At 60.0% G+C, this 20674-nt stretch carries 22 protein-coding genes; 18 read left to right on the forward strand and 4 right to left on the reverse strand.

What is annotated here, in order from left to right; translation table 11 throughout:
• The first annotated feature begins 116 nt into the window (after positions 1-116).
• The 10 genes from CAL20_RS08700 to CAL20_RS08745 all read left to right on the forward strand — a co-directional run bounded on the left by CAL20_RS08700 (position 117) and on the right by CAL20_RS08745 (position 9960).
• Positions 117-758: a peroxiredoxin gene (locus CAL20_RS08700; RefSeq protein ID WP_094820417.1), complete on the forward strand. Its 642-nt coding sequence runs from the start codon at positions 117-119 to the stop codon at positions 756-758.
• Positions 759-977: 219 nt separating this feature from the next.
• Positions 978-2003 carry a sulfate ABC transporter substrate-binding protein gene (locus CAL20_RS08705; protein WP_094820418.1) on the forward strand — a complete coding sequence of 342 codons (1026 nt, stop codon included), beginning with the start codon at positions 978-980 and terminating at the stop codon, positions 2001-2003.
• Between the two features lie 21 nt (positions 2004-2024).
• A complete protein-coding gene (gene cysT, locus CAL20_RS08710; RefSeq protein WP_094820419.1) occupies positions 2025-2909 on the forward strand; it encodes a sulfate ABC transporter permease subunit CysT in 885 nt (294 codons plus the stop codon).
• The gene (gene cysW / locus CAL20_RS08715) at positions 2906-3814 is read left to right on the forward strand and encodes a sulfate ABC transporter permease subunit CysW (protein ID WP_094820420.1); all 909 of its coding nucleotides are present in this window, start codon (positions 2906-2908) and stop codon (positions 3812-3814) included. The genes cysT and cysW overlap by 4 nt, the downstream gene beginning before the upstream one ends.
• A 13-nt stretch (positions 3815-3827) precedes the next feature.
• On the forward strand, positions 3828-4889 hold the full coding sequence (locus CAL20_RS08720) for a sulfate/molybdate ABC transporter ATP-binding protein (protein ID WP_094837648.1): 1062 nt from the start codon (positions 3828-3830) through the stop codon (positions 4887-4889).
• Between the two features lie 2 nt (positions 4890-4891).
• Positions 4892-5644, forward strand: a complete 753-nt coding sequence (locus CAL20_RS08725; RefSeq protein WP_094837649.1) for a phosphoadenylyl-sulfate reductase — start codon at positions 4892-4894, stop codon at positions 5642-5644.
• 10 nt (positions 5645-5654) lie between these two features.
• Positions 5655-6563, forward strand: a complete 909-nt coding sequence (gene cysD / locus CAL20_RS08730) for a sulfate adenylyltransferase subunit CysD (RefSeq protein WP_094837650.1) — start codon at positions 5655-5657, stop codon at positions 6561-6563.
• A 20-nt stretch (positions 6564-6583) separates the two neighbouring features.
• Positions 6584-7885, forward strand: a complete 1302-nt coding sequence (locus tag CAL20_RS08735) for a sulfate adenylyltransferase subunit 1 (protein ID WP_094837651.1) — start codon at positions 6584-6586, stop codon at positions 7883-7885.
• A 314-nt stretch (positions 7886-8199) separates the two neighbouring features.
• The gene (locus tag CAL20_RS08740; protein WP_094837652.1) at positions 8200-9459 is read left to right on the forward strand and encodes a PA0069 family radical SAM protein; all 1260 of its coding nucleotides are present in this window, start codon (positions 8200-8202) and stop codon (positions 9457-9459) included.
• Between the two features lie 12 nt (positions 9460-9471).
• On the forward strand, positions 9472-9960 hold the full coding sequence (locus tag CAL20_RS08745) for a hypothetical protein (RefSeq protein WP_094837653.1): 489 nt from the start codon (positions 9472-9474) through the stop codon (positions 9958-9960).
• A 100-nt stretch (positions 9961-10060) separates the two neighbouring features.
• Here the strand turns inward: CAL20_RS08745 and CAL20_RS08750 are convergent, their stop codons facing one another.
• On the reverse strand, positions 10061-10933 hold the full coding sequence (locus tag CAL20_RS08750; RefSeq protein WP_094820427.1) for a DMT family transporter: 873 nt from the start codon (positions 10931-10933) through the stop codon (positions 10061-10063).
• A gap of 263 nt (positions 10934-11196) precedes the next feature.
• Here CAL20_RS08750 and rplS point away from each other — a divergent pair, with 263 nt between their 5' ends.
• On the forward strand, positions 11197-11577 hold the full coding sequence (rplS, locus tag CAL20_RS08755) for a 50S ribosomal protein L19 (RefSeq protein WP_094820428.1): 381 nt from the start codon (positions 11197-11199) through the stop codon (positions 11575-11577).
• 106 nt (positions 11578-11683) lie between these two features.
• Positions 11684-12433: a CoA pyrophosphatase gene (locus CAL20_RS08760; RefSeq protein ID WP_094837804.1), complete on the forward strand. Its 750-nt coding sequence runs from the start codon at positions 11684-11686 to the stop codon at positions 12431-12433.
• A 26-nt stretch (positions 12434-12459) separates the two neighbouring features.
• On the opposite strand, the gene rsgA is transcribed toward CAL20_RS08760, so the two are convergent.
• Both rsgA and CAL20_RS08770 read right to left on the reverse strand, forming a co-directional pair.
• Positions 12460-13371, reverse strand: coding sequence for a ribosome small subunit-dependent GTPase A (gene rsgA / locus CAL20_RS08765; protein WP_094837654.1), 912 nt, complete (start codon positions 13369-13371; stop codon positions 12460-12462).
• Positions 13368-14627 carry a M48 family metallopeptidase gene (locus tag CAL20_RS08770; protein WP_094820430.1) on the reverse strand — a complete coding sequence of 420 codons (1260 nt, stop codon included), beginning with the start codon at positions 14625-14627 and terminating at the stop codon, positions 13368-13370. The genes rsgA and CAL20_RS08770 overlap by 4 nt, the downstream gene beginning before the upstream one ends.
• A gap of 49 nt (positions 14628-14676) precedes the next feature.
• Between CAL20_RS08770 and orn the strand changes: the two genes are divergently transcribed.
• Positions 14677-15222 (forward strand): oligoribonuclease, encoded by a 546-nt coding sequence (orn, locus tag CAL20_RS08775; RefSeq protein WP_094820431.1) that lies wholly within the window; start codon positions 14677-14679, stop codon positions 15220-15222.
• A gap of 587 nt (positions 15223-15809) precedes the next feature.
• Here orn and paaX read toward each other — a convergent pair.
• Positions 15810-16742 carry a phenylacetic acid degradation operon negative regulatory protein PaaX gene (paaX, locus tag CAL20_RS08780; protein ID WP_094820432.1) on the reverse strand — a complete coding sequence of 311 codons (933 nt, stop codon included), beginning with the start codon at positions 16740-16742 and terminating at the stop codon, positions 15810-15812.
• Positions 16743-16911: 169 nt separating this feature from the next.
• Between paaX and paaA the strand changes: the two genes are divergently transcribed.
• The 5 genes from paaA to paaE all read left to right on the forward strand — a co-directional run bounded on the left by paaA (position 16912) and on the right by paaE (position 20672).
• Complete coding sequence (gene paaA, locus CAL20_RS08785; RefSeq protein ID WP_094837655.1) at positions 16912-17901, forward strand: 1,2-phenylacetyl-CoA epoxidase subunit PaaA; 990 nt, start codon at positions 16912-16914, stop codon at positions 17899-17901.
• Positions 17902-18001: 100 nt separating this feature from the next.
• On the forward strand, positions 18002-18286 hold the full coding sequence (paaB, locus tag CAL20_RS08790; protein WP_094820434.1) for a 1,2-phenylacetyl-CoA epoxidase subunit PaaB: 285 nt from the start codon (positions 18002-18004) through the stop codon (positions 18284-18286).
• Positions 18287-18297: 11 nt separating this feature from the next.
• Positions 18298-19062, forward strand: coding sequence for a 1,2-phenylacetyl-CoA epoxidase subunit PaaC (gene paaC, locus CAL20_RS08795; RefSeq protein WP_094820435.1), 765 nt, complete (start codon positions 18298-18300; stop codon positions 19060-19062).
• Between the two features lie 32 nt (positions 19063-19094).
• On the forward strand, positions 19095-19565 hold the full coding sequence (gene paaD, locus CAL20_RS08800; RefSeq protein WP_094820746.1) for a 1,2-phenylacetyl-CoA epoxidase subunit PaaD: 471 nt from the start codon (positions 19095-19097) through the stop codon (positions 19563-19565).
• Between the two features lie 18 nt (positions 19566-19583).
• Entirely contained in the window at positions 19584-20672 is a 1089-nt protein-coding gene (paaE, locus tag CAL20_RS08805) for a 1,2-phenylacetyl-CoA epoxidase subunit PaaE (RefSeq protein ID WP_094837656.1), read from the forward strand.
• The last annotated feature ends 2 nt before the right edge of the window (positions 20673-20674 follow it).

The following is a 20674-nucleotide window of genomic DNA, read 5'->3' on the forward strand; positions in this document are numbered from 1 at the left end:
ACATATGCAACAAACGTATTTCCAGTGATACGTGTTTGATGTAAGAATCTTCGGGTATGACTCTCGCAGTCGCTGACCATACTGGTCAGCGACGCCAACTGCCACGGAGACCTTCCATGACCCAACTTCGTCTGGGCGACACCGCCCCGGATTTCGAGCAAAAAACGTCCACCGGCCCGATCCGTTTTCATGAGTATTTGGGGGATAGCTGGGGCGTATTGTTTTCGCACCCGGCTGACTTTACGCCGGTCTGCACGACCGAGCTCGGCTACACGGCCAAGCTGGCAGATGAGTTTGCCAAGCGCAACGTGAAGGTGCTGGCCTTGTCGGTCGACGGCGTAGATTCGCATAACCAGTGGATCAACGATATCAACGAGACGCAGTCCACGACGGTGAATTTCCCCATCATCGCGGACGACGATCGCAAAGTCGCCGAGCTGTACGACATGATTCACCCGAACGCCAGCGCCACGGCGACGGTGCGTTCGGTGTTCATCATCGACCCGGCCAAGAAAATCCGCTTGATCATTACTTATCCGGCCAGCACCGGGCGTAACTTCAACGAGATTCTGCGCGTGATCGATTCGCTGCAATTGACCGACAGCCATAGCGTCGCGACGCCGGTCAACTGGCAAGACGGCGATGACGTCATCATCGTCCCTTCCCTGAAGGACGAAGCCGTGATCAAAGAAAAATTCCCGAAAGGCTACAAAGCGGTGCGCCCGTACCTGCGTATTACGCCTCAACCGAATAAGTAAATAACCGGGATGCAGATCGGCGCGATGTGTGCCGGTCTGCATCAGGTGCCGCTTGCGCGCGCTCGCCGTGAGGCAGTGCGCGCTTTTTTTCGCGTTGCAATTGCGATAGCGGCACAACCTTTATTTCGAATAGCGATGAGCAACCAAAAAATGATTCTTTCCGTTTAGTTCGGCGACGCTGCACACTTGCATCCACTGTCTACGGATTCGGGTGCAAACATGCTGTACAAGAAAAAATTCTGGGCTGCATTGGCGACGGTGGCTGCGGCTTTCGTCTTGGGGTTGCCGGCTCATGCGCAAGAGAAGCAAACCTTATTGAACGTGTCCTACGATCCCACGCGTGAGCTGTACCGTGCCGTGGACGAGGCATTCGCCAAGCAATATCAAGAAAAAGCCGGTGTGGCGCTGACCATTCGCCAATCGCACGGCGGCTCGGGTAAACAAGCGCGCTCGGTCATCGACGGCCTGGACGCGGATGTGGTGACATTGGCGCTGGCCTATGACATCGACGCTATTGCCGCCAAGGGCCTGTTGCCCAAAGACTGGCAAGCCCGCTTGCCCTTGAACAGTTCGCCTTATACCTCGACCATCGTTTTCCTGGTCCGCAAGGGCAATCCGAAGCAAATCCATGATTGGAATGATCTGGTCAAGGACGGCATCGAAGTCATCACCCCGAATCCGAAAACCTCGGGTGGCGCGCGCTGGAACTATCTCGCGGCCTGGGCCTATGCGCTAGAGAAAAACGGTGGCGATGAAAGCAAGGCCAAGGCTTTCATCAGCGACTTGTTCAAGCACGTGCCGGTGCTGGATACCGGTGCCCGCGGAGCGACCACCACCTTTGTCGAACGTGGCGTGGGCGACGTGTTGCTGGCCTGGGAAAACGAAGCGTTCCTGGCGCAAGAGGAATTGGGTCCGGACAAGTTCGATATCGTCGTGCCTTCGCTGTCCATCCTGGCAGAACCCCCGGTCGCCATCGTGGACAAGAACGTCGATCGCAAGGGCACGCGTGCCGCTGCGCAGGCCTATCTGGAGTTCCTGTACACACCCGAGGCGCAGGAAATCATCGCTCGCAATTTCTATCGACCGACCGACAAGAACGTGGCCGAGAAGTACAGCAAGCAGTTCCCCAAAGTGAAGCTGGTGACGATTGACGACGCCATTTTCGGCGGCTGGAAAAAGGCGCAGGCCACGCATTTCAGTGATGGCGGGGTCTTTGACCAGATTTATCTGCCTAACGGCAAATAGGCCAGAGGGCGGGATGCAATCATGACTTCAGCCATGACCGCGGCTGCGGGGGCGAAAGCCCCCGTTGGCCGGCAACGTAAACGACCCGGCGTCCTGCCGGGTTTTGGGCTTTCCATGGGTTTCACGGTGGTGTACTTGAGCCTATTGGTACTGCTGCCTCTGGTGGTCTTGCCACTGAAGAGCGCGAGTCTGGGATGGGAAGGATTTTGGCGCGTGGTTACCACACCGCAGGCGCTGTATTCGTATCAGCTGACATTTGGTGCAGCGTTCATCGCGGCGTTGGTGAACCTCGTGTTCGGCATGGTGGTGGCGTGGGTGTTGGTGCGCTATCAGTTTCCGGGCAAAAAAATCCTGGATGCCATGGTGGATCTGCCATTTGCGTTGCCCACTGCCGTAGCGGGGATTGCGCTGACGGCGCTTTATACCAAGACAGGTTGGCTGGGCGCACCGCTGGACAACTGGTTTGGTCTGAAAGTGGCGTTCTCGCCGCTCGGCATTGTGGTGGCATTGGTGTTCATCGGTATTCCGTTTGTCGTGCGTACCGTGCAGCCTGTCCTGGAGGATATCGAACGCGAGATCGAAGAGGCCGCCGCCAGCCTGGGCGCCAATCGGTGGGAAACCGTGCGGCGTGTGTTGCTGCCGACCATTGTGCCGGCGCTGTTGACCGGGTTTGCCTTGGCGTTTGCACGGGCAATCGGCGAGTACGGTTCCGTCGTATTCATTGCGGGCAATCGGCCGATGGTGACCGAGATTACTCCCTTGCTGATCATGTCGAAGCTTGAACAATTCGACTATGTGGGCGCCGCAGCGATTGCCACCGTGATGCTCGCTATCTCGTTTGTATTGCTGCTCTTTATTAATTTGCTGCAAGGTTGGCAAGCCCGTCGTGGCAGGAGGTTCGCATGAGTTCTGCCGTGACGAGTCGTCCCAGTCATTTGACCGAGCCGCGTTGGGTGCGCGGCGTATTGCTCGGCGTCGCGCTGGCATTTTTGACGCTGTTCCTGCTGTTGCCTCTGATCACCGTATTCGTAGAAGCCTTCAAGAAAGGCTGGGCGCTTTATCTCGCCGCGATTACCGAGCCCGATGCCTGGAGTGCAATCCAGTTGACACTGTGGGTGGCGGCCATATCGCTGGTGGTGAATCTGGTTTTCGGTGTGGCTGCGGCCTGGGCGATCGCAAAGTTCGAATTCCGCGGCAAACAATTGCTGATCACCTTGATCGACCTGCCTTTCTCAGTGTCGCCGGTCGTGGCCGGGCTGGTCTTTGTCGTGTTGTTTGGTTCGCAGAGCTGGATGTGGCCCTTTCTTGAAGATCACAACTTGAAGATCGTCTACGCCGTGCCTGGCGTGGTGTTGGCGACCTTGTTCGTGACCTTTCCCTTCATTGCTCGCGAGCTGATCCCGTTGATGCAGGCGCAGGGCAGCGAAGAGGAACAGGCTGCATTGACGCTGGGCGCCAGCGGCTGGCAGATATTCTGGCGCGTGACGCTGCCCAATATCAAATGGGGCCTGCTCTACGGTGCCATCCTGTGTAACGCCCGTGCCATGGGAGAGTTCGGCGCAGTGTCTGTGGTGTCGGGCCATATACGCGGGCTGACCAATACGCTGACCCTGCACGTCGAGATTCTGTACGGTGAATATCAGTTTGCGGCGTCGTTTGCCGTGGCGTCGTTACTGGCCTTGCTGGCCCTGGTGACGCTGGTGATCAAAAACGTGGTCGAGTGGCGCAGCGCACGTCCCGATACCGCCGATCAGCCGATGGAGGCCCGCGTGGCAGCCCCGGTTGCGGCGCCTCAGCCGACAACGGCATGATGGAGTTTCTGGCATGAGTATTGAAGTCAAAAATCTTTCGCGTCGCTTTGGTGATTTCCGTGCCTTGGACGATGTGTCTCTGCATATCGAAACCGGTGAATTGGTTGCGTTGCTCGGTCCGTCCGGTTGCGGGAAAACGACCCTGCTGCGCATTATCGCGGGCTTGGAAACCGCCGACACGGGCAGTGTCCTGTTTGCTGGCGAGGATGCGACGGACGTGGACGTACGTCATCGTCAGGTGGGCTTTGTGTTCCAGCACTATGCGCTCTTTAAGCACATGACTGTGTTCGAGAACGTGGCTTTCGGTCTGCGGGTCAAGCGTCGCGCACAGCGTCCCAGTGAAACGCAGATTCGTCAGAAAGTGCACGAGTTATTAAACCTCGTGCAGTTGGATTGGCTGGCCGATCGTTATCCGGCGCAGCTATCTGGCGGCCAGCGTCAGCGTATCGCGCTGGCTCGCGCATTGGCTGTGGAGCCGCGGGTATTGTTGCTGGATGAGCCATTTGGCGCGTTGGACGCCAAGGTGCGCAAGGAACTGCGCCGTTGGTTGCGCCGTCTGCATGACGAATTGCATGTGGCCAGTGTGTTCGTGACTCACGATCAGGAAGAAGCCCTGGAGGTCGCCGACCGGGTGGTGTTGATGAATGCCGGCCGCATCGAGCAGGTAGGCACGCCGCGCGAGGTCTGGGAGCATCCGGCGACGCCATTCGTCTATGGGTTCTTGGGCGACGTCAATCAGTTGGCAGGCTACGCGACCAATGGCGTCTGGCATGCGCATGGCGTCGAGCTGCCTGCGCCCGAGCTGGCCAAGGCCCACCAGCAGCAGGCAATTGCCTATGTGCGGCCGCACGAGATCGATCTGGCGCGTGACAACGGTCTGGGGCAGGGGATCCCCGTGCGCCTGAACCATGTTTACTTGGCCGGGCCGAGCGCCTATCTGGAACTGGAACGTCAGGACGTCCAGGCCACCATCGAAGCGCAGGTGCCGGAGCAACTCTATCGTGAACTTGAACTGAAGGAAGGCGAAAGCTTGTTGGCGCGACCGCGCCGCGCTCGAGTTTTTGCCGCGGCATAACTATGACAGTCATTGATTCCGCATTAGACCCGGCCGTGGCCGTGCGCTGGCAGGCGCTGCAAGAGCGTCTGGCCGAAATTGCCCGGCAGTATCCCGACGCCGCGCTGGCATCGTCGCTCGCGGCCGAGGACATGTTGTTGACACACGCTATCTACGATGGCGGCTTTCCGTTGGAGGTTTTTACCTTGGATACGGGGCGTCTGCATGCTGAAACACTAGGCATGATCGACGCCGTGCGCGAGCGCTACGGCCGTGAGTTGACGATCTATCGTCCCGATGCCGAGGCGGTGGATCAGTATGTGAAAACGCACGGAGCTTACGCCTTTTATGAAAGCGTGGACCTGCGCAAGTCCTGTTGCCAGATCCGCAAGGTCGAGCCCTTGAAGCGCGCTCTGGCGGGCCGGGGCGCCTGGATTACCGGACAACGCCGTGCCCAGGCCGCCACGCGCGGCGAGCTGCCTGAGGCCGAGCAAGACCCCGTGTTCGGTCTATACAAATACAACCCCCTGGCCGCCTGGAGCGAAGAAGACGTGTGGCATGTCATTCGCGCTCTGGACATTCCCTACAACCCGTTGCATGACCAAGGCTACCCTTCGATCGGCTGTGAGCCTTGCACGCGCGCCATCCGTCCGGGCGAGGATGTGCGGGCGGGACGGTGGTGGTGGGAATCCTCCGACTCGAAAGAGTGCGGCCTGCATGCGGGCAACCGAGTGATCTCGGTCGTCGCAGCACCAGAAAAATCGACTTCTGTATAAAAGGAAAATCATGTCTGTCGTTCTCAATCGCAGCCATCTCGATTGGCTGGAATCCGAAGCGATCTACATCCTGCGTGAAGTGGCGGCCGAATGCGCCAAACCCGTGTTGCTGTTCTCCGGGGGCAAGGATTCGGTCGTGTTGTTGCGGCTCGCGGAAAAAGCCTTCCGCCCGGGCCGTTTCCCGTTTCCGCTGATGCACATCGACACGGGCCATAATTTTGATGAAGTGATTGCGTTTCGAGATCAACGCGCCGCCGAACTGGGCGAGACCCTGATCGTGCGCAGCGTCGAGGATTCCATCCGCCGCGGCAGTGTGGTGCTGCGGCGCGAGAACGATTCACGCAATGCGGCGCAAGCAGTCACGCTATTGGAGTCGATCGAAGAGTTCGGCTTTGACGCGTGTATCGGCGGCGCACGTCGTGACGAAGAAAAAGCGCGCGCGAAAGAGCGCATTTTTTCGTTCCGCGATGAGTTTGGTCAGTGGGACCCCAAGGCTCAACGCCCCGAGTTGTGGAATCTCTTCAACACCCGCGTGCACAAGGGCGAAAACATGCGGGTGTTTCCGATTTCGAACTGGACCGAATTGGATGTGTGGCAATACATCCAGCGTGAGCAGCTCGCGTTGCCGTCGATCTACTACAGCCATCAACGCGATGTGGTGCGCCGCAAGGGCCTGCTGGTGCCCGTGACGCCATTGACGCCGCCGCAAGATGGGGAGCAAGTAGAGAACCTCGCGGTGCGATTCCGTACCGTTGGAGATATCTCTTGCACGTGCCCCGTCGCGTCTGACGCGGCCGATCCCTTGGCCATTATTGCCGAGACGGCTGTGACCGATATTACCGAGCGCGGCGCGACGCGCATGGATGACCAGACTTCCGAGGCTTCTATGGAGCGCCGCAAGAAAGAAGGCTATTTCTGAACTGATTACCGGATTTCGACATGAACGCTGTGAATGATTCTTTCCTCCCGGACACCGACAATGGTGTTCTGCGTCTGATTACGGCCGGCTCGGTTGATGACGGTAAGTCCACCTTGATCGGGCGTTTGCTGTATGACAGCAAGGGCGTGTTTGCCGATCAACTGGATGCGATCTCCCGCGCCAAATACAAACGCGTGGTGGGTGACGGGATCGATTTCTCGTTGTTGACCGACGGCCTGGAGGCCGAGCGTGAGCAGGGGATTACGATCGATGTGGCCTACCGCTATTTCTCGACCCCGCTGCGCAAGTTCATCGTGGCCGACGCCCCGGGGCACGAGCAGTACACGCGCAATATGGTGACCGGCGCATCGACCGCCGATGCCGCGATCATCCTGATTGATGCCACGCGGGCCGCCGATGGCCAGTTGCTGACGCAGACCAAGCGCCATAGCACCATTGCTCACTTGCTCGGCATCCGCCATATCGTGGTGGCGGTCAACAAGATGGATCTGGTTGACTGGGATCAAGCCGTATTCGAACGCATCCGTGATGCGTATGCGGAACTCGCTCGCCGCCTGAATATCGCGCACCATCACGTGTTGCCGTTGTCTGCGCTCGAAGGCGACAACGTCGTCAATCGTTCGGATAAAACGCCGTGGTATGACGGCCCGCCGCTGTTGAGCCTGCTGGAACAACTGGGCGGCACCAATAGCGAAGCCGCCGTGCGTCCGTTGCGGTTTCCTGTGCAATGGGTGTCGCGTCACGGTGGCGATAGTGCGGAGGATTTCCGTGGTTATGCAGGCCGTATCGCCAGCGGCGAATTGCGTCCCGGCGATGACGTGGTGATTCAGCCCTCCGGTGTTGCCGCACGGGTGAAAGAGGTTCTGGCATTCGATCGCGCTGTAGATGTCGCGGTCGCGGGTGATTCGGTCACTATCGTGCTGGATCGTGATGTGGATGTGTCGCGTGGCGATGTGCTTTCGCATGCTGCAGCTCCCGCGCGCGTGGGGCGTGAATTCGAGGCAGAGCTGTGCTGGTTGGATACGCAAGCCTTGAATCCCGCTCGCAAGTATTTGCTCAAGCATGGCACGCGTCTGACGTCGGCGAAGATCCGCGGCGTGTTGACGCATCGTGACATTCACGAGCTGCAAGAGGTCGAGAACCACAGCGGCACCTTGAACATGAACGAGATCGGCCGTGTGTCGTTCGCGACGCGTGAAGCCTTGGCGGTCGATAACTATATCGATGCGCCGGCAACCGGAGCGTTTATTTTGATCGACGAAGCCACGCATCAAACCGCGGCTGCAGGCATGCTGCGTTAGGTCATCGCGCGTCTTCGGATGCGTCAGAGTTCAGCACCCACTGCTCATCAGTTCGACCCAAACTGGCAGTGCTGTCTGAATGCCCAGACAGTGATTCCTGTCGAGCCCAAAACCGGTCCCAGTGGCCGCCGTCCGTAGGGGCGGCGGCCTGTTGTTTTTAGGCTAAATCCAATATCCATGCGGGTTTCCAGCCGATTTCCAAAGTATGAAATCGATTCTCCAGACGCGGGGCCCGTCTTGGGGTAAAGTGAGATTTCGCTCGATTAGGGCATTTGGGGCTTGCTGAAAGTACTGGTTTTTTGTACAGTACTTTCATGGAACGCACCAAGCACGCTTTTTCCGCCGGTTCTGGGTCCCCGGCTACCGCCCCCGCCGCCTTGCGCGGCCGGGGAGCGGTTACTAATGTTCGGCATCGATTCGAGCAGACCGAGCGTGAGCCCGCCGACGACGGTTGGTCCAGCGGGCAGGTGGCGGCTTCCCAGGATGATGTGTCCGATGCCGACATTGCCGGCGGTTACATTCCCATCGTCCCCGAATCGACCCTGAAGACCACCGTCACGTCCGAGCAGGCGCGCAAGCTCCTTTCACGTAACGATTCCCCCGATATTCCCTTTGATGTCGCAGTGAACCCCTATCGTGGGTGCGAGCACGGCTGCGTCTATTGTTACGCCCGGCCGACTCACGCCTACCTGGGGTATTCCCCTGGGCTGGATTTCGAGACTCGCCTGATCGCCAAGGCCAATGCCGTCGATGTGTTGCGAGCCGAGCTGGCGCGGCCGGGGTATCGCGTTTCGCCGATCAATATCGGTTCGGCGACGGATGTATATCAGCCCATCGAGCGCGAATGGCAACTGACCCGCGGCGTGCTTGAGCTCTTGCTGCAGACACGGCATCCCGCCACGATCGTCACCAAAAACGCGCTGATCGAACGCGATCTTGACCTGTTGCAGCCGCTGGCAGAGCAGCGCCTGATCACGGTATACATCAGTGTGACGACGCTGGATACCGAGATGGCGCGCACGCTCGAGCCGCGCGCGTCTGCCCCGTGGCGGCGCATTCAGGCTATTCGCACGCTGACGAATGCCGGGGTGCCTGTGGGCGTGCTGGTCGCACCCATCATTCCGTTCATCAACGACGAGTCTCTCGAACACATCCTGCAGGACGCACGCCAGGCGGGCGCCTGCTACGCCAGCTATACCGTCGTGCGCTTGCCCTGGGAGGTCAAAGCCGTTTTCCAGGAATGGCTGGAGGCCCATTTCCCCGATCGCGCGCAGCGCGTGCTGCACCGTATCGAGGACATGCGCAATGGCCGCCGCAACGACCCTCAATTTGGCACGCGGATGCGGGGCACGGGCCTATGGGCCAATTTGCTGCGTCAGCGTTTCAACCTGGCCGTACGCAAACTGGGCCTGAATACCACTCGCCCCCAATTGGTCACGCATTTGTTCCAAGCGCCCAGGGCAGTCAGCCCGGCGTCCTCTGCCTCGGCTGCCTCAGTGGCAGGGCAGAGTTCATCCCGGCAATCGAGATCCTCGTCGCCGCTTTCGTCTTCACCGCAGTTAGCGCTGTTCTAACCGGAGCCTTTCATGTCCACTGCCACGCTTGCTTCCGATACCGTTGTTTCTCTGCCTTCCCGGCTGCCGACCTGGGTACCACGCATTCTGGCGCGAGCTGCGGCCGGCGTGCTGCGTCAGCCTGCCAAATGGCCTTTTTCTTCTGGTTTGTCCCAGGGGCGCCATCGCGCCTTGGCGCCGGCTGCACAGTCGGATGTCATCGGCGCTTCCGCCGTGGTCCAGCCAGTAGAGGCGCCGGCCGTCGAGGTCCAGCCGGTTGTTCAGCCGACGCCCGCGGCTCGGATTCCACAGCCTATCGTCGGTGCTGCCCACGCGCATGTATCCGCCGCCGCTCTGTCAATGGATACGATGGCCGCGCACAGCCAGTCCATGGGCACGGCCAGCCGAGCCTTGAGCCAGGGCGTGACCATGCGCCAAATGGTGGGCGATGTCTTGTTGGTCGCAATATGGGGGGCGCTGATTCCCGGGGTGATGTGGCTCGGGGCGGCAGCGGGGTTTTAAGCCTGTTTTCCCGTGGACAGAAGCCTCCTCGCATAGCAGCACCGTCCGCCTGTATACGGCCAAATCACGCCTGTGCGGCAGCGGCCGTCCGAAAGCCTATTTAGCTGGACCCGAGCAGGACTACCCCGGCCAGAATAGCCAGGCATCCCAGTAGCCGTCCGACGCCGACCTTTTCCCGCAGGAGAAACATGCCGGCGAGGGTGCCCAGCATCATCGACATTTCCCGGGCGGGGGCGACCAGGCTCAACGGTGCGCCGTTGCGCAGGGCATAGAGCACCAGGATATAGCCCAGAGGCGACAGCAGGCCGACGGCCCAGGCCAGACGCCAATATCCCCGCATGGCTTGCCAGTTTTCCGCGCGGCGCTTCATGACGTGCGGCGCCATCATGACGGTACGCGTAGCACACGTGAACCAGTCAAAGAGCACCGGCATGATCAGCAACACCTTGACGCCGTAGGCGTCCACGACGGTGTATGTCGCGATGAACAGGCCGATCACGATGCCCCAGCGCACGCCCAGCCACGCCTGAGGTTGGCGGAATAGCGACAGTCTGCCTTGCGTAGCAATCAGCAGCACGCCGCCGACGACGCATAGCATGCCGATGATCCCTGTCGTCGTTGCGGGCTCGCCCAATAGTAAAAATGCGCCCGCGGTAGACAGCAGCGGGCCAGTACCGCGGGCAATGGGATATACCACCGACAGATCTGCGACCTGATAACCGCGTTGCAGACACAGGCTATAACCCAGGTGCAGGGCGCTGGATGCGAGGATGCACGCAATGACGGGCCAGCTCCAGACCATCCCTTCGTGCAGCAGGATCCAGATTACCCAGGGCGCATATAGCAGCGTGGCGCACAGCCCATAGGCAAAGACAAAGACCGGGCCCACCATGGCGGCCCGTTTGGCCAATAGATTCCACGAGGCGTGAGCCATGGCCGCCAAAACAACCAATATCAGGGACGCGTAAGACATGGGTGCAGCAGTTGCCGTCTATGACAGAAATATGACATTTCGATGTGCAAGGGTACTGCTAAAACCGGCCAAAAAGGGGACGGTGTCGCACAAAGCATGGGATTTCTGTCCGCGTGCAGGTGGTATGTACGTAAAGTCTTGATTTGATGTAGAATGCTGGGTTTACCACAAACCTCATCCTCTGCTTGCGTACAGCAAAGGTCCCGGCCCTGGCCGGCGCCCCACGCAAAAACAGCGCAAGGCACGATGATCTCGGAGTTCTCATGAACCTCATCGCTATCCTGGAACAGGAAGAAATCAAGCGCCTGACCGGCGACAAGACCATGCCCGAATTCGCCCCTGGCGATACCGTGGTGGTCAGCGTCAACGTCGTTGAAGGCACCCGCAAGCGTGTGCAGGCCTACGAAGGCGTCGTGATTGCCAAGCGCAACCGCGGCCTGAATTCGTCCTTCATCGTGCGCAAGATCTCGTCGGGCGAAGCCGTCGAGCGTACGTTCCAACTGTATTCCCCGCAAATCGCCGGCATCGAAGTCAAGCGCCGCGGTGATGTGCGTCGTGCCAAGCTGTACTACCTGCGCAACCGTTCGGGCAAGTCGGCTCGTATCAAAGAAAAGCTGGTCATCAAGCAAGCCAAATCGGCTTGATTGGTCTCGGTGTGATGCCCGCCCAGGCAGGATCACACCGCGCTTCCCGGCGATCCGGGTTAAAAAGGCACCTATCAAGGTGCCTTTTTTAACGTTTGCTGCAGGTATGCCCGACCCTTCGTCCCGTCCTCGCCGGCCTCCCGCCGTCGTGCAATTTGATCCCGCCGCTCAACCTTGGCAGCCCGCCGATGCGGGGCTGACTGCGATCGCGCCAGATTTGCTGGTTCCCCAGCGACTACGTGGGGTGCTGAGCCACGCAGGGCCGTGGCCCCAAGACCCGCTAGGTTCGACCGAATACCGCCATCCCGGACGCGAGGGGGCTCCTGTATTGGCAGCGGTCTTGATCCCCATGGTCGTTCGTCCCGAGGGGGTGAGCATCATGCTGACGCAGCGCACGGCACACTTGTACGATCACGCCGGCCAGATCAGCTTTCCGGGAGGGCGCGTGGAAACCTCGGATGCCTCGCCCATCGCGACGGCACTGCGCGAGGCCGAAGAGGAAACCGGTCTGTCTGCCGAGTATGTCGACGTGCTGGGTTCGATGCCCGCTTATTTGACGTCGACGGGGTTTTCCATCACCCCGGTGTTGTCGCTGGTGCGCCCCGGTTTCACGCTGAAGCCCGATGTCTTCGAAGTCGCCGAGATATTCGAGGTGCCGCTGACATTTTTGACGGACCCTGCGAACCACCGCCTCTACCGGGGGCCATTGCCCGACGGGCGGGAAAGGCTGTATTACGCCATGCCTTGGCATCAGTACTTTATTTGGGGCGCCACTGCGGGCATGTTGCGCAATCTGTATCACATGCTGCGTCATGGATTGACGACTGATATAGGTGGGGCCTCAATCGGGCGGTGACCGTACAGGCCGCCTTTCCAAGCAGGTCAGTAACGCTGCTGCGCGGCCTCGCTTTCTTCGAGAATGCGCCGATACAGGGCATAACGTCCCGCATCGATCTCCCCAGCCTGTAGCGCCGCCACGACGCCGCAGCCCGGCTCGTGCCGGTGCGTGCAGTTATAAAAGCGGCAGCGTTCAATATGCGCGGTGAATTCCGGAAAACCTCGCAAGATATCGTCGCCCGACAGATGCTGTAAGCCGAACGCTTGAAATCCCGGGGAATCGATCAGATCGCCGCCCGGCGCAGGCAAGTGATACAGGCGCGTACTGGTGGTTGTGTGTCGGCCCATGTCCAATGCCGACGAGTGTTCTCGTGTCGCCGCGTCGGCATCGGGCACCAGTGCATTAAGCAGCGTCGATTTGCCCATGCCGCTTTGGCCCAGCAGCAGTGTGGTTTTGCCGGCCAGCTTATCCGCCAGCGCGGCATGTACTGAGGGTCGATCGTGAGCGCTGAGTTCGATGATGGGAACCCCTAAGGCCCGCACGGATGCCAGCCGTGCGCGGGCCTCGGCGACACCGGCTTCCAGATCGACCTTGTTCAGAATGATCAGCGGCTCGATCCCGGCGCTCCAGGCGCCCGCCAAGGCGCGCCCCGCCAGATCGTCCGAAAAGGTCGGTTCGACCGCGACCACGATCAGCAATTGGTCGACATTCGCCGCAAACTGCTTGGAACGCATTTCGTCCGAGCGGAATAGCAGATTGCTGCGCGGCAAAATCGCATCGATCGCACCTTCGTCGCGCCCTTGAGGGGCGACGCGTACCCGATCACCCACGGCAGCGCCCGCTTTTTTTCCGCGAGGAAAGCAATGACGTTGAGATCCGTCGGGGAATTCCACCACATAGTGGCGGCCGTGCGCCGCAATAATACGGCCCTCTAATGGCTGGCTGCTGGCGCTCATGCGTGCTGCGTCAGGTGGCGGATACGCACGGCGGCGGGCGGGTGACTATCGTAAAAGGCTGAGTGCACAGGGTCGGGAGTCAGAGTGGCGGCGTTGTCATCGTACAGTTTGACGAGCGCCGAGACGAGTTGTTCGGACGAGCTTTGGCTCACGGCATAACGGTCGGCCTCGAACTCGTCACGGCGAGAGTACCAGCTGGCGATCGGGGTCAACATAAAGGTAAACACGGGTATTACCAGGAAAAACAACAATAGCGCCATGGCATCATTGCGGCCATTCAGGCGTGGCAGCACGCCCAGGCCCTCGTAGAACCAGGGTTGTTGCGCCAACCAGCCCAGCACCGCAAAGAACAGCAGGGCAGCGCCCAGGCTGAGTACGATGCGTTTGACGATGTGGCGTTTGGCAAAATGCCCCAGCTCATGCGCCAACACAGCCTCTATCTCGTCCGCATTCAGACGTGCCAGCAGCGTGTCGAAAAATACAATGCGGCGCGATTTGCCGAAGCCCGTGAAATACGCGTTGCCATGCGCCGAGCGGCGCGAGCCGTCCATGACGAACAGGCCATTGAGCGCAAAACCGCAGCGCTGAGCGAGCTGTTTGATCCGGTTCGCCAGATCGGGATCGGATAGCGGCGTGAACTTGTTGAACAGCGGCGCAATGAAGGTGGGGAAAATGAACAGAAGCAGGAGGTTGAATACTGTCCACAAGCCCCACGCCCACAGCCACCATAAGCTGCCGGCACTGGCCATCAGCCACAGAATGGCGGCGGCCAGCGGGGCGCCCAATGCCAGCGACAACAGGATCCCTTTGACCAAATCCGAGGCAAACAGCCCAGGGGTCATGCGATTAAAGCCAAAACGCGCTTCGAGTTTGAATTGGCGCCACAAGGTAAAAGGCAGCCCCAGCACGCCCAGCAGCAGCACGACGCTGCCCAACAACAGCAGTTGGCGCAGCAGGTCATTCGAGGTGAACTGCGCCACTGCCAGATCGATAGCCTGCAGGCCGCCCAGCAAGGTCAGGGCCACCAGAATGCCTGCGTCGTACACTCGTTCCAGCATCCCCAGCCGCACGCGCGCCGCCGTGTAGTCCGCGGCACGCTGGTGGCTGGCCAGGCCGATACGCGGCGAGAACTCGGGCGGGACCTGGTCTCGGTGGCTGGCGACATGGCGGATCTGGCGCATGGCCAGCCATTGGCGCACACAGAGATCGGCAACCAGAAAGGCGACAAACAGCAGGGTCAGAGTGGTCAGTGGCACGGAATTGGCGTTACGTATGAGAAAATGTGGTGTTTTATAGGCAAATTATATGGCTGCGAACGAAAATCGCCTGGTCTGGCTCGATATGGAGATGACCGGGCTCGACCCTAGCAAAGAGCGCATCATCGAAGTGGCCGTGGTGGTCACCGAACCGGATCTCACCATTGTGGCCGAAGGCCCCGTGCTGGTCGTGCATCAACCCGACAGTCTGCTGGATGCCATGGACAGCTGGAACAAATCCACGCACGGTAAAAGCGGCCTGATCGACAAGGTCAAGGCGTCCACCCTGAGCGAGGCTCAAGCCGAGCAAATGCTGCTGGATTTCCTGTCTCAGCACGTGCCTGCCGGGAAATCACCCCTGTGTGGCAATACCATCAGCCAGGATCGCCGCTTCATGTACGCCTATATGCCCAACCTGGAGCGTTTTTTCCACTACCGCAATCTGGATGTCAGCACCTTGAAGGAACTCGCCCGCCGGTGGGTGCCTGCGGTGTACAAGGGCTTTGAAAAGAAAAGCAAGCACGAGGCGCTGGCGGATATATACGAGTCCATCGACGAGCTGAAGTATTACCGCGAGCATTTCCTCAAAGTGTAAGAGGGCGATGATCTTCCGCGGTCATGGTTCTTTAGGCGCCGGCGTCCGCCGTGTAAAAGGGGCACCGGCCCTATCGCACGGACTCGCCCCATGAGCAGGGGGCTCGGTCCGCTGCGCGGACTAAATCCGTGCTCTACGGGCCGGCGCCCCTTTTACACGGCGAACGCCGGCTCGCGCTGTCTTCACATTACGGGTGATCCCATCGGGACGGGTATTGGCGGTGGTGACATGGCATCTGATTGAACGGTCGTCGCGTGCCATGTACGCCGCGCAATCATGGCGAAATGCGCCACCATGACGATCGTGGTGTGCCGCACGTCACGACAGCACCCTGGCCATCAACAGCCAGCAACGACGGCCTGCCACTAGTGTGAGTCCCTGCCGGGGGCCGGGAAGCCTCACCGGGCCGTAGAGCGCGGATTTAGCCTCGCGCAGCGAGGCCGAGCCCCCTGCTCGTGGGGCGAGTCCGCGCGATAGGCCCGGTGAGGCTTGCCGGCACCCGGCAGGGACGTCTAAATAGAGACACCGATTGCAAGCCAGAGACACCGATCGTCAGCACAACCCACACCCCACCCACCATCACCCGCCTAGACCGCCCGTCCCCCAAACCTCGCATACACCTCATCCGACAACGGCGTATACCGCTCGTTATCCTTGCCCGCCACAGCATCCAGATACTGTTCCGAAGCATCGAACAATTTCCAGTAGATCCTGCCGCATAACTCCCGCGCAGCGTGCCCAGGCCATTGCTCGGGCAACATAGGCACTGGCAATTGCGGATCGTGCAAGACAATGCGCCGCCACGTATGCAGCAGCAGCATCCGTGCGGCAAAGGCGTCGGCAGGCTCGGCGGGTTCGTCCAGCAGTTTGTCCAGCGGGCCCAATTGATCAGAGAAATGACGGTATTGGTCAGCCAACGCGTCCAGATTCCAGCATTGGGGCGCCAGGCTCGCGATGGGCAGCCCGCCCGCGCCCGCGAGGTCACGTCCCGCCAGCACCAGCGCCTTGTCAGGAATGCCGAGTTTTTCCAGGATTTCGTGCGCCGTATGCGCGTCCGCCTGCGGGTGGGCGAACAGCCCTGGCGCAATCATGGCAAAGCCCTCCCACGTCAATTCGCGGCGCAGTTCGAGGCGCTCGGACAGAGCGTTGTTGCCCAAGCGGGGCAGGGCGACGAGCGTCCAGTCGCCATTCCACTGGGCGGAGGGGCCATCGTAGATGCGTTGCGAAGCGTGCGCGGTGCGGCGGCGGCCGAGCTCGGATAGCTGATACAGGCTGCGCCGTCCATGGCGCTCAGCCTGCAGCCAGCCTTGGGCAACGAGGCGGAATACGCTGGTGCGCAGCAAACGCTCGTTGATGCCCAGGGGTTCGAGCAGCTCGATGATGCCTCCCAGCCAGATGGCGCCGCCGTGGCACGCCAGTGCATCGCCCAGCAGGCTGACGCACAGCGATTTCGCGCGAGGCGGGTCGTCTTTGAGCAGTCGGGCGACGTAGCGGCCGAGGGAAGAAGGGGTGTTTGCCATCGAAATCCAGGCCGGATATCAGGATGCTGGACATGATACACATTTTTGATGTGATACAAGAATTTCTTTGACAATTGATTTTGTGTATTAAATAATCGTCCTTAAGCTGAGTCAGATAAACGATCGGTGTGAGCGCCTGCAGGCGCATGCGGCCGTACAGGAGACGAACATGTATGCACAGCTAGTCGAAACCGGCGTCAAGCAGGTCCGCAATGTGGATGAACTTTCCGGTCCCGAGCAGGCCTTTCAACGCCGCGTCGATGAAGGCGTGCGCATCGAGCCACAGGATTGGATGCCCGAGGCTTATCGCAAGACGCTGATTCGGCAGATTTCGCAGCACGCGCATTCCGAGATCGTCGGCATGCTGCCAGAGGGCAACTGGATCACGCGAGCGCCGTCGCTCAAGCGCAAGGCCATCTTGCTGGCCAAGGTGCAGGACGAGGCGGGGCATGGGCTGTATCTGTACAGCGCTGCCGAGACGCTGGGCGTGTCGCGCGATGATCTGGTCGATGACCTGCTGACCGGGCGCGCCAAGTATTCCAGCATTTTCAATTACCCCACTTTGTCGTGGGCCGATATCGGCATGATCGGCTGGCTGGTGGATGGCTCTGCCATCATCAACCAGATTCCGTTGTGCCGCTGTTCGTATGGCCCTTACGCACGTGCCATGGTGCGTGTCTGTAAAGAGGAGTCTTTTCATCAACGGCAGGGCTATGACCTGCTGATTCAGATGTGCCTGCACGGCACGCCCGACCAAAAGGCGATGTGTCAGGACGCGTTGAATCGCTGGTGGTGGCCGGCGTTGATGATGTTTGGTCCGTCCGATGCGGATTCGCCAAATAGCGCGCAGTCGATGGCCTGGAAGATCAAGCTGTTTTCCAACGATGAACTGCGCCAGAAAATGGTCGATCAGACTGTGCCTCAGGCCGAGTATCTGGGGCTGACGGTGCCCGATCCCGATTTGAAATGGAATGCCGATCGCGGTCATTACGATTTTGGCGAGATTGATTGGACCGAGTTTTATGCGGTCATCAAAGGCCATGGCCCTTGCAATCGCGAACGCCTGGCTGCACGCAAAAAGGCCCACGAAGAGGGCGCCTGGGTGCGTGATGGCTTGGTGGCCTATGCGGAAAAGCAGGCACAGCGCAAGGCGGCATGACCGCAGCGGCGACAGGCCGCCACGAACATCAAGCCGTTTGTCGGCAACTGAATGATTTCAGGGCGGATCACGTGCCGCCCGACACTAAAGGATAGGCATCATGAGCAAGGAATGGCCGCTGTGGGAGGTCTTTATCCGCAGCCAGCATGGTCTGGCGCACAAGCATGTGGGCAGTTTGCACGCCTCGGATGCGGAGATGGCCATCAATCATGCGCGCGACGTTTACACCCGTCGCAACGAAGGCCTCAGCATTTGGGTCGTACGCGCGGCCGATATCGTGGCGAGCAGTCCGGCGGACAAAGAACCGTTGTTCGATCCGGCCAGCAACAAAGTCTATCGGCATCCCACGTTTTTCCCGATGCCCGACGAAATCAAGCACATGTAAGGGGCGTGAGCATGGACAAGCCCTTTTTTGAGTACCTGTTGCGCTTGGGCGATACCACGCTGATCCTGTCGCAACGCCTGTCTGAGTGGTGCGGACACGGGCCTGCGCTGGAGGAAGATCTGGCGTTGACCAACACCGCACTGGATTTGTTGGGGCAGGCGCGCATGTGGTTGACGCTGGCCGGCGAAATCGAAGGCGCAGGGCGCGACGAGGATGCGTTGGCCTATCTGCGTCATGCGCATGAGTTCCGGAATCTGATTCTGGTCGAACGGCCCAACGGGCATTATGGCGATACGCTGGCGCGGCAGTTTTTCTTTGACGTGTGGCATTACTTTCTGCTGCAGCGCCTGACGCAATCCACCGACGAGCGCGTCGCCGCGATCGCGGAAAAATCGCTGAAAGAAGTCACCTATCATGTGCGCCGCTCCTCTGATCTGGTGGTGCGTTTAGGGGATGGCTCTGAGACCAGCCACGCCAAGATGCAAGAGGCCATCGACGACGCATGGCGTTATACGGGTGAGCTGTTCGTTGACGATGACGTAGATCACGACATGGTTGAACGCGGGATTTCCTGTGAGCTGGGCACTCTGCGCGGACCATGGCTGGCGCATGTGCGCGAGGTGTTGGCCGAGGCTACGTTGACGATGCCGGCTGAGGACGACGCGGGCCACCCTGCCTACCAAGGAGGCCGCCAAGGCCGCCACACCGAGGCGTTGAGCTATGTGCTGGCAGAAATGCAGTCGTTGCCCCGCGCTCATCCAGGAGCCGTCTGGTGAACGGCGTCGCAACCGTGTCGCCGAGCCAGGTCATGACCTGGCTCGAAAGCGTGCCCGATCCGGAAATCCCGGTGTTGTCGGTGGTGGATTTGGGCGTGATACGCGAGGTGGCCTGGGAAGATGGCACGTGCGTGGTCACCATTACTCCCACGTATTCCGGTTGTCCCGCGATGCGGGAAATCTCGGAGGACATCGAACGGACCTTGGCGGATCACGGTGTCGCCGCGGTCCGCATACAGACGAGACTGTCCCCGGCCTGGACGACTGACTGGATGAGCGAGCGTGGCCGAGCAGCGCTCAAGGGGTATGGCATCGCGGCGCCGGCCGAGCGTGCCATCGACATATCCGGCATCAGCCGGCATGCCGCAGGGCCGTTGGTCGTGTGTCCGCACTGCGGCTCCTCGCAAACGCGCTTGATCAGCCATTTCGGCTCGACCTCGTGCAAGGCGCTGTATCGCTGCAATGCGTGCCGCGAGCCGTTCGATTATTTCAAAACACACTGAACAGGGCCGGAGCACGCCATGAGTCAGAATTCTTTCCATTCTCTGCGGGTCTCTTCCGTGGCGCGCAATACGCGCGATGCCGTGGTGGTGACCTTCGATTTGCCGGAGGCGCTGCAATCGCAGTTTGAGTTTCGTCCGGGACAGTATCTGACGCTGCGCACTCAGCTTGACGGCGAAGAGCTGCGCCGCTCTTATTCGATTTGCTCGGCGCCCGGCGACGGCGTGCTGCGCGTCGCGATCAAAAAGGTTGATGACGGCGCATTCTCCAGCTGGGCCAATCAGGCGCTGCAGGCCGGCCAGATGCTCGAGGTCATGCCGCCAGCCGGCAATTTCACGGTGGATTTTTCGCCGGAGCATCAGCGCCACTATGTTGCGTTCGCCGTGGGCAGCGGCATCACGCCGGTGTTTTCATTGGTCAAGACCGCGTTGTCGACCGAGCCGCGCAGCCGATTTACTTTGTTCTTTGGTAACCGCGCCTCGTCATCGGTGTTGTTTCGCGAGGAAATCGAGGACCTGAAAAACCTGTACATGGACCGGTTTTCCCTGGTCTATATCATGAGCCGTGAGAGCCAGGACATCGAGCTATTCAATGGCCGGCTCGATGGCGACAAGGTCGATCAGCTTTTGTCCGCATGGATGCCTGCCACCGATATTGATTATGCTTTTGTCTGTGGTCCACAGACCATGATCGAGAGCGTGGTGCAGCATCTGCAGGATCGCGGCGTGCCGAAATCGCAGATCAAGTTCGAGTTGTTCGGCGCGCCGCGCGGACCACGAGCCTTGCGCACGGGCCGTGATACGCCCGCTGCCCCCGGAAAAGGGCAGTGCGAGGTCACGGTGGTGCAAGACGGCCACAGCCGCAGTTTTGTCATCCAGAAAAATAAGGACAGCGTGCTGGACTCGGCGCTGGAACAAGGCATCGAATTGCCGTACTCCTGCAAAGGCGGCGTGTGTTCGACGTGCCGCTGCAAGGTTATCGAAGGCGAGGTCGATATGGACGCGAATTTCGCGCTAGAGGACTACGAAGTCGCGCGCGGCTTTGTGCTGAGCTGCCAGAGTTTTCCTGTCAGCGATCGCCTCGTATTGGATTTTGATCAAGAAACTTGAAT

Source organism: Bordetella genomosp. 4, from assembly GCF_002261185.1.
Lineage (GTDB): Bacteria > Pseudomonadota > Gammaproteobacteria > Burkholderiales > Burkholderiaceae_B > Bordetella_A.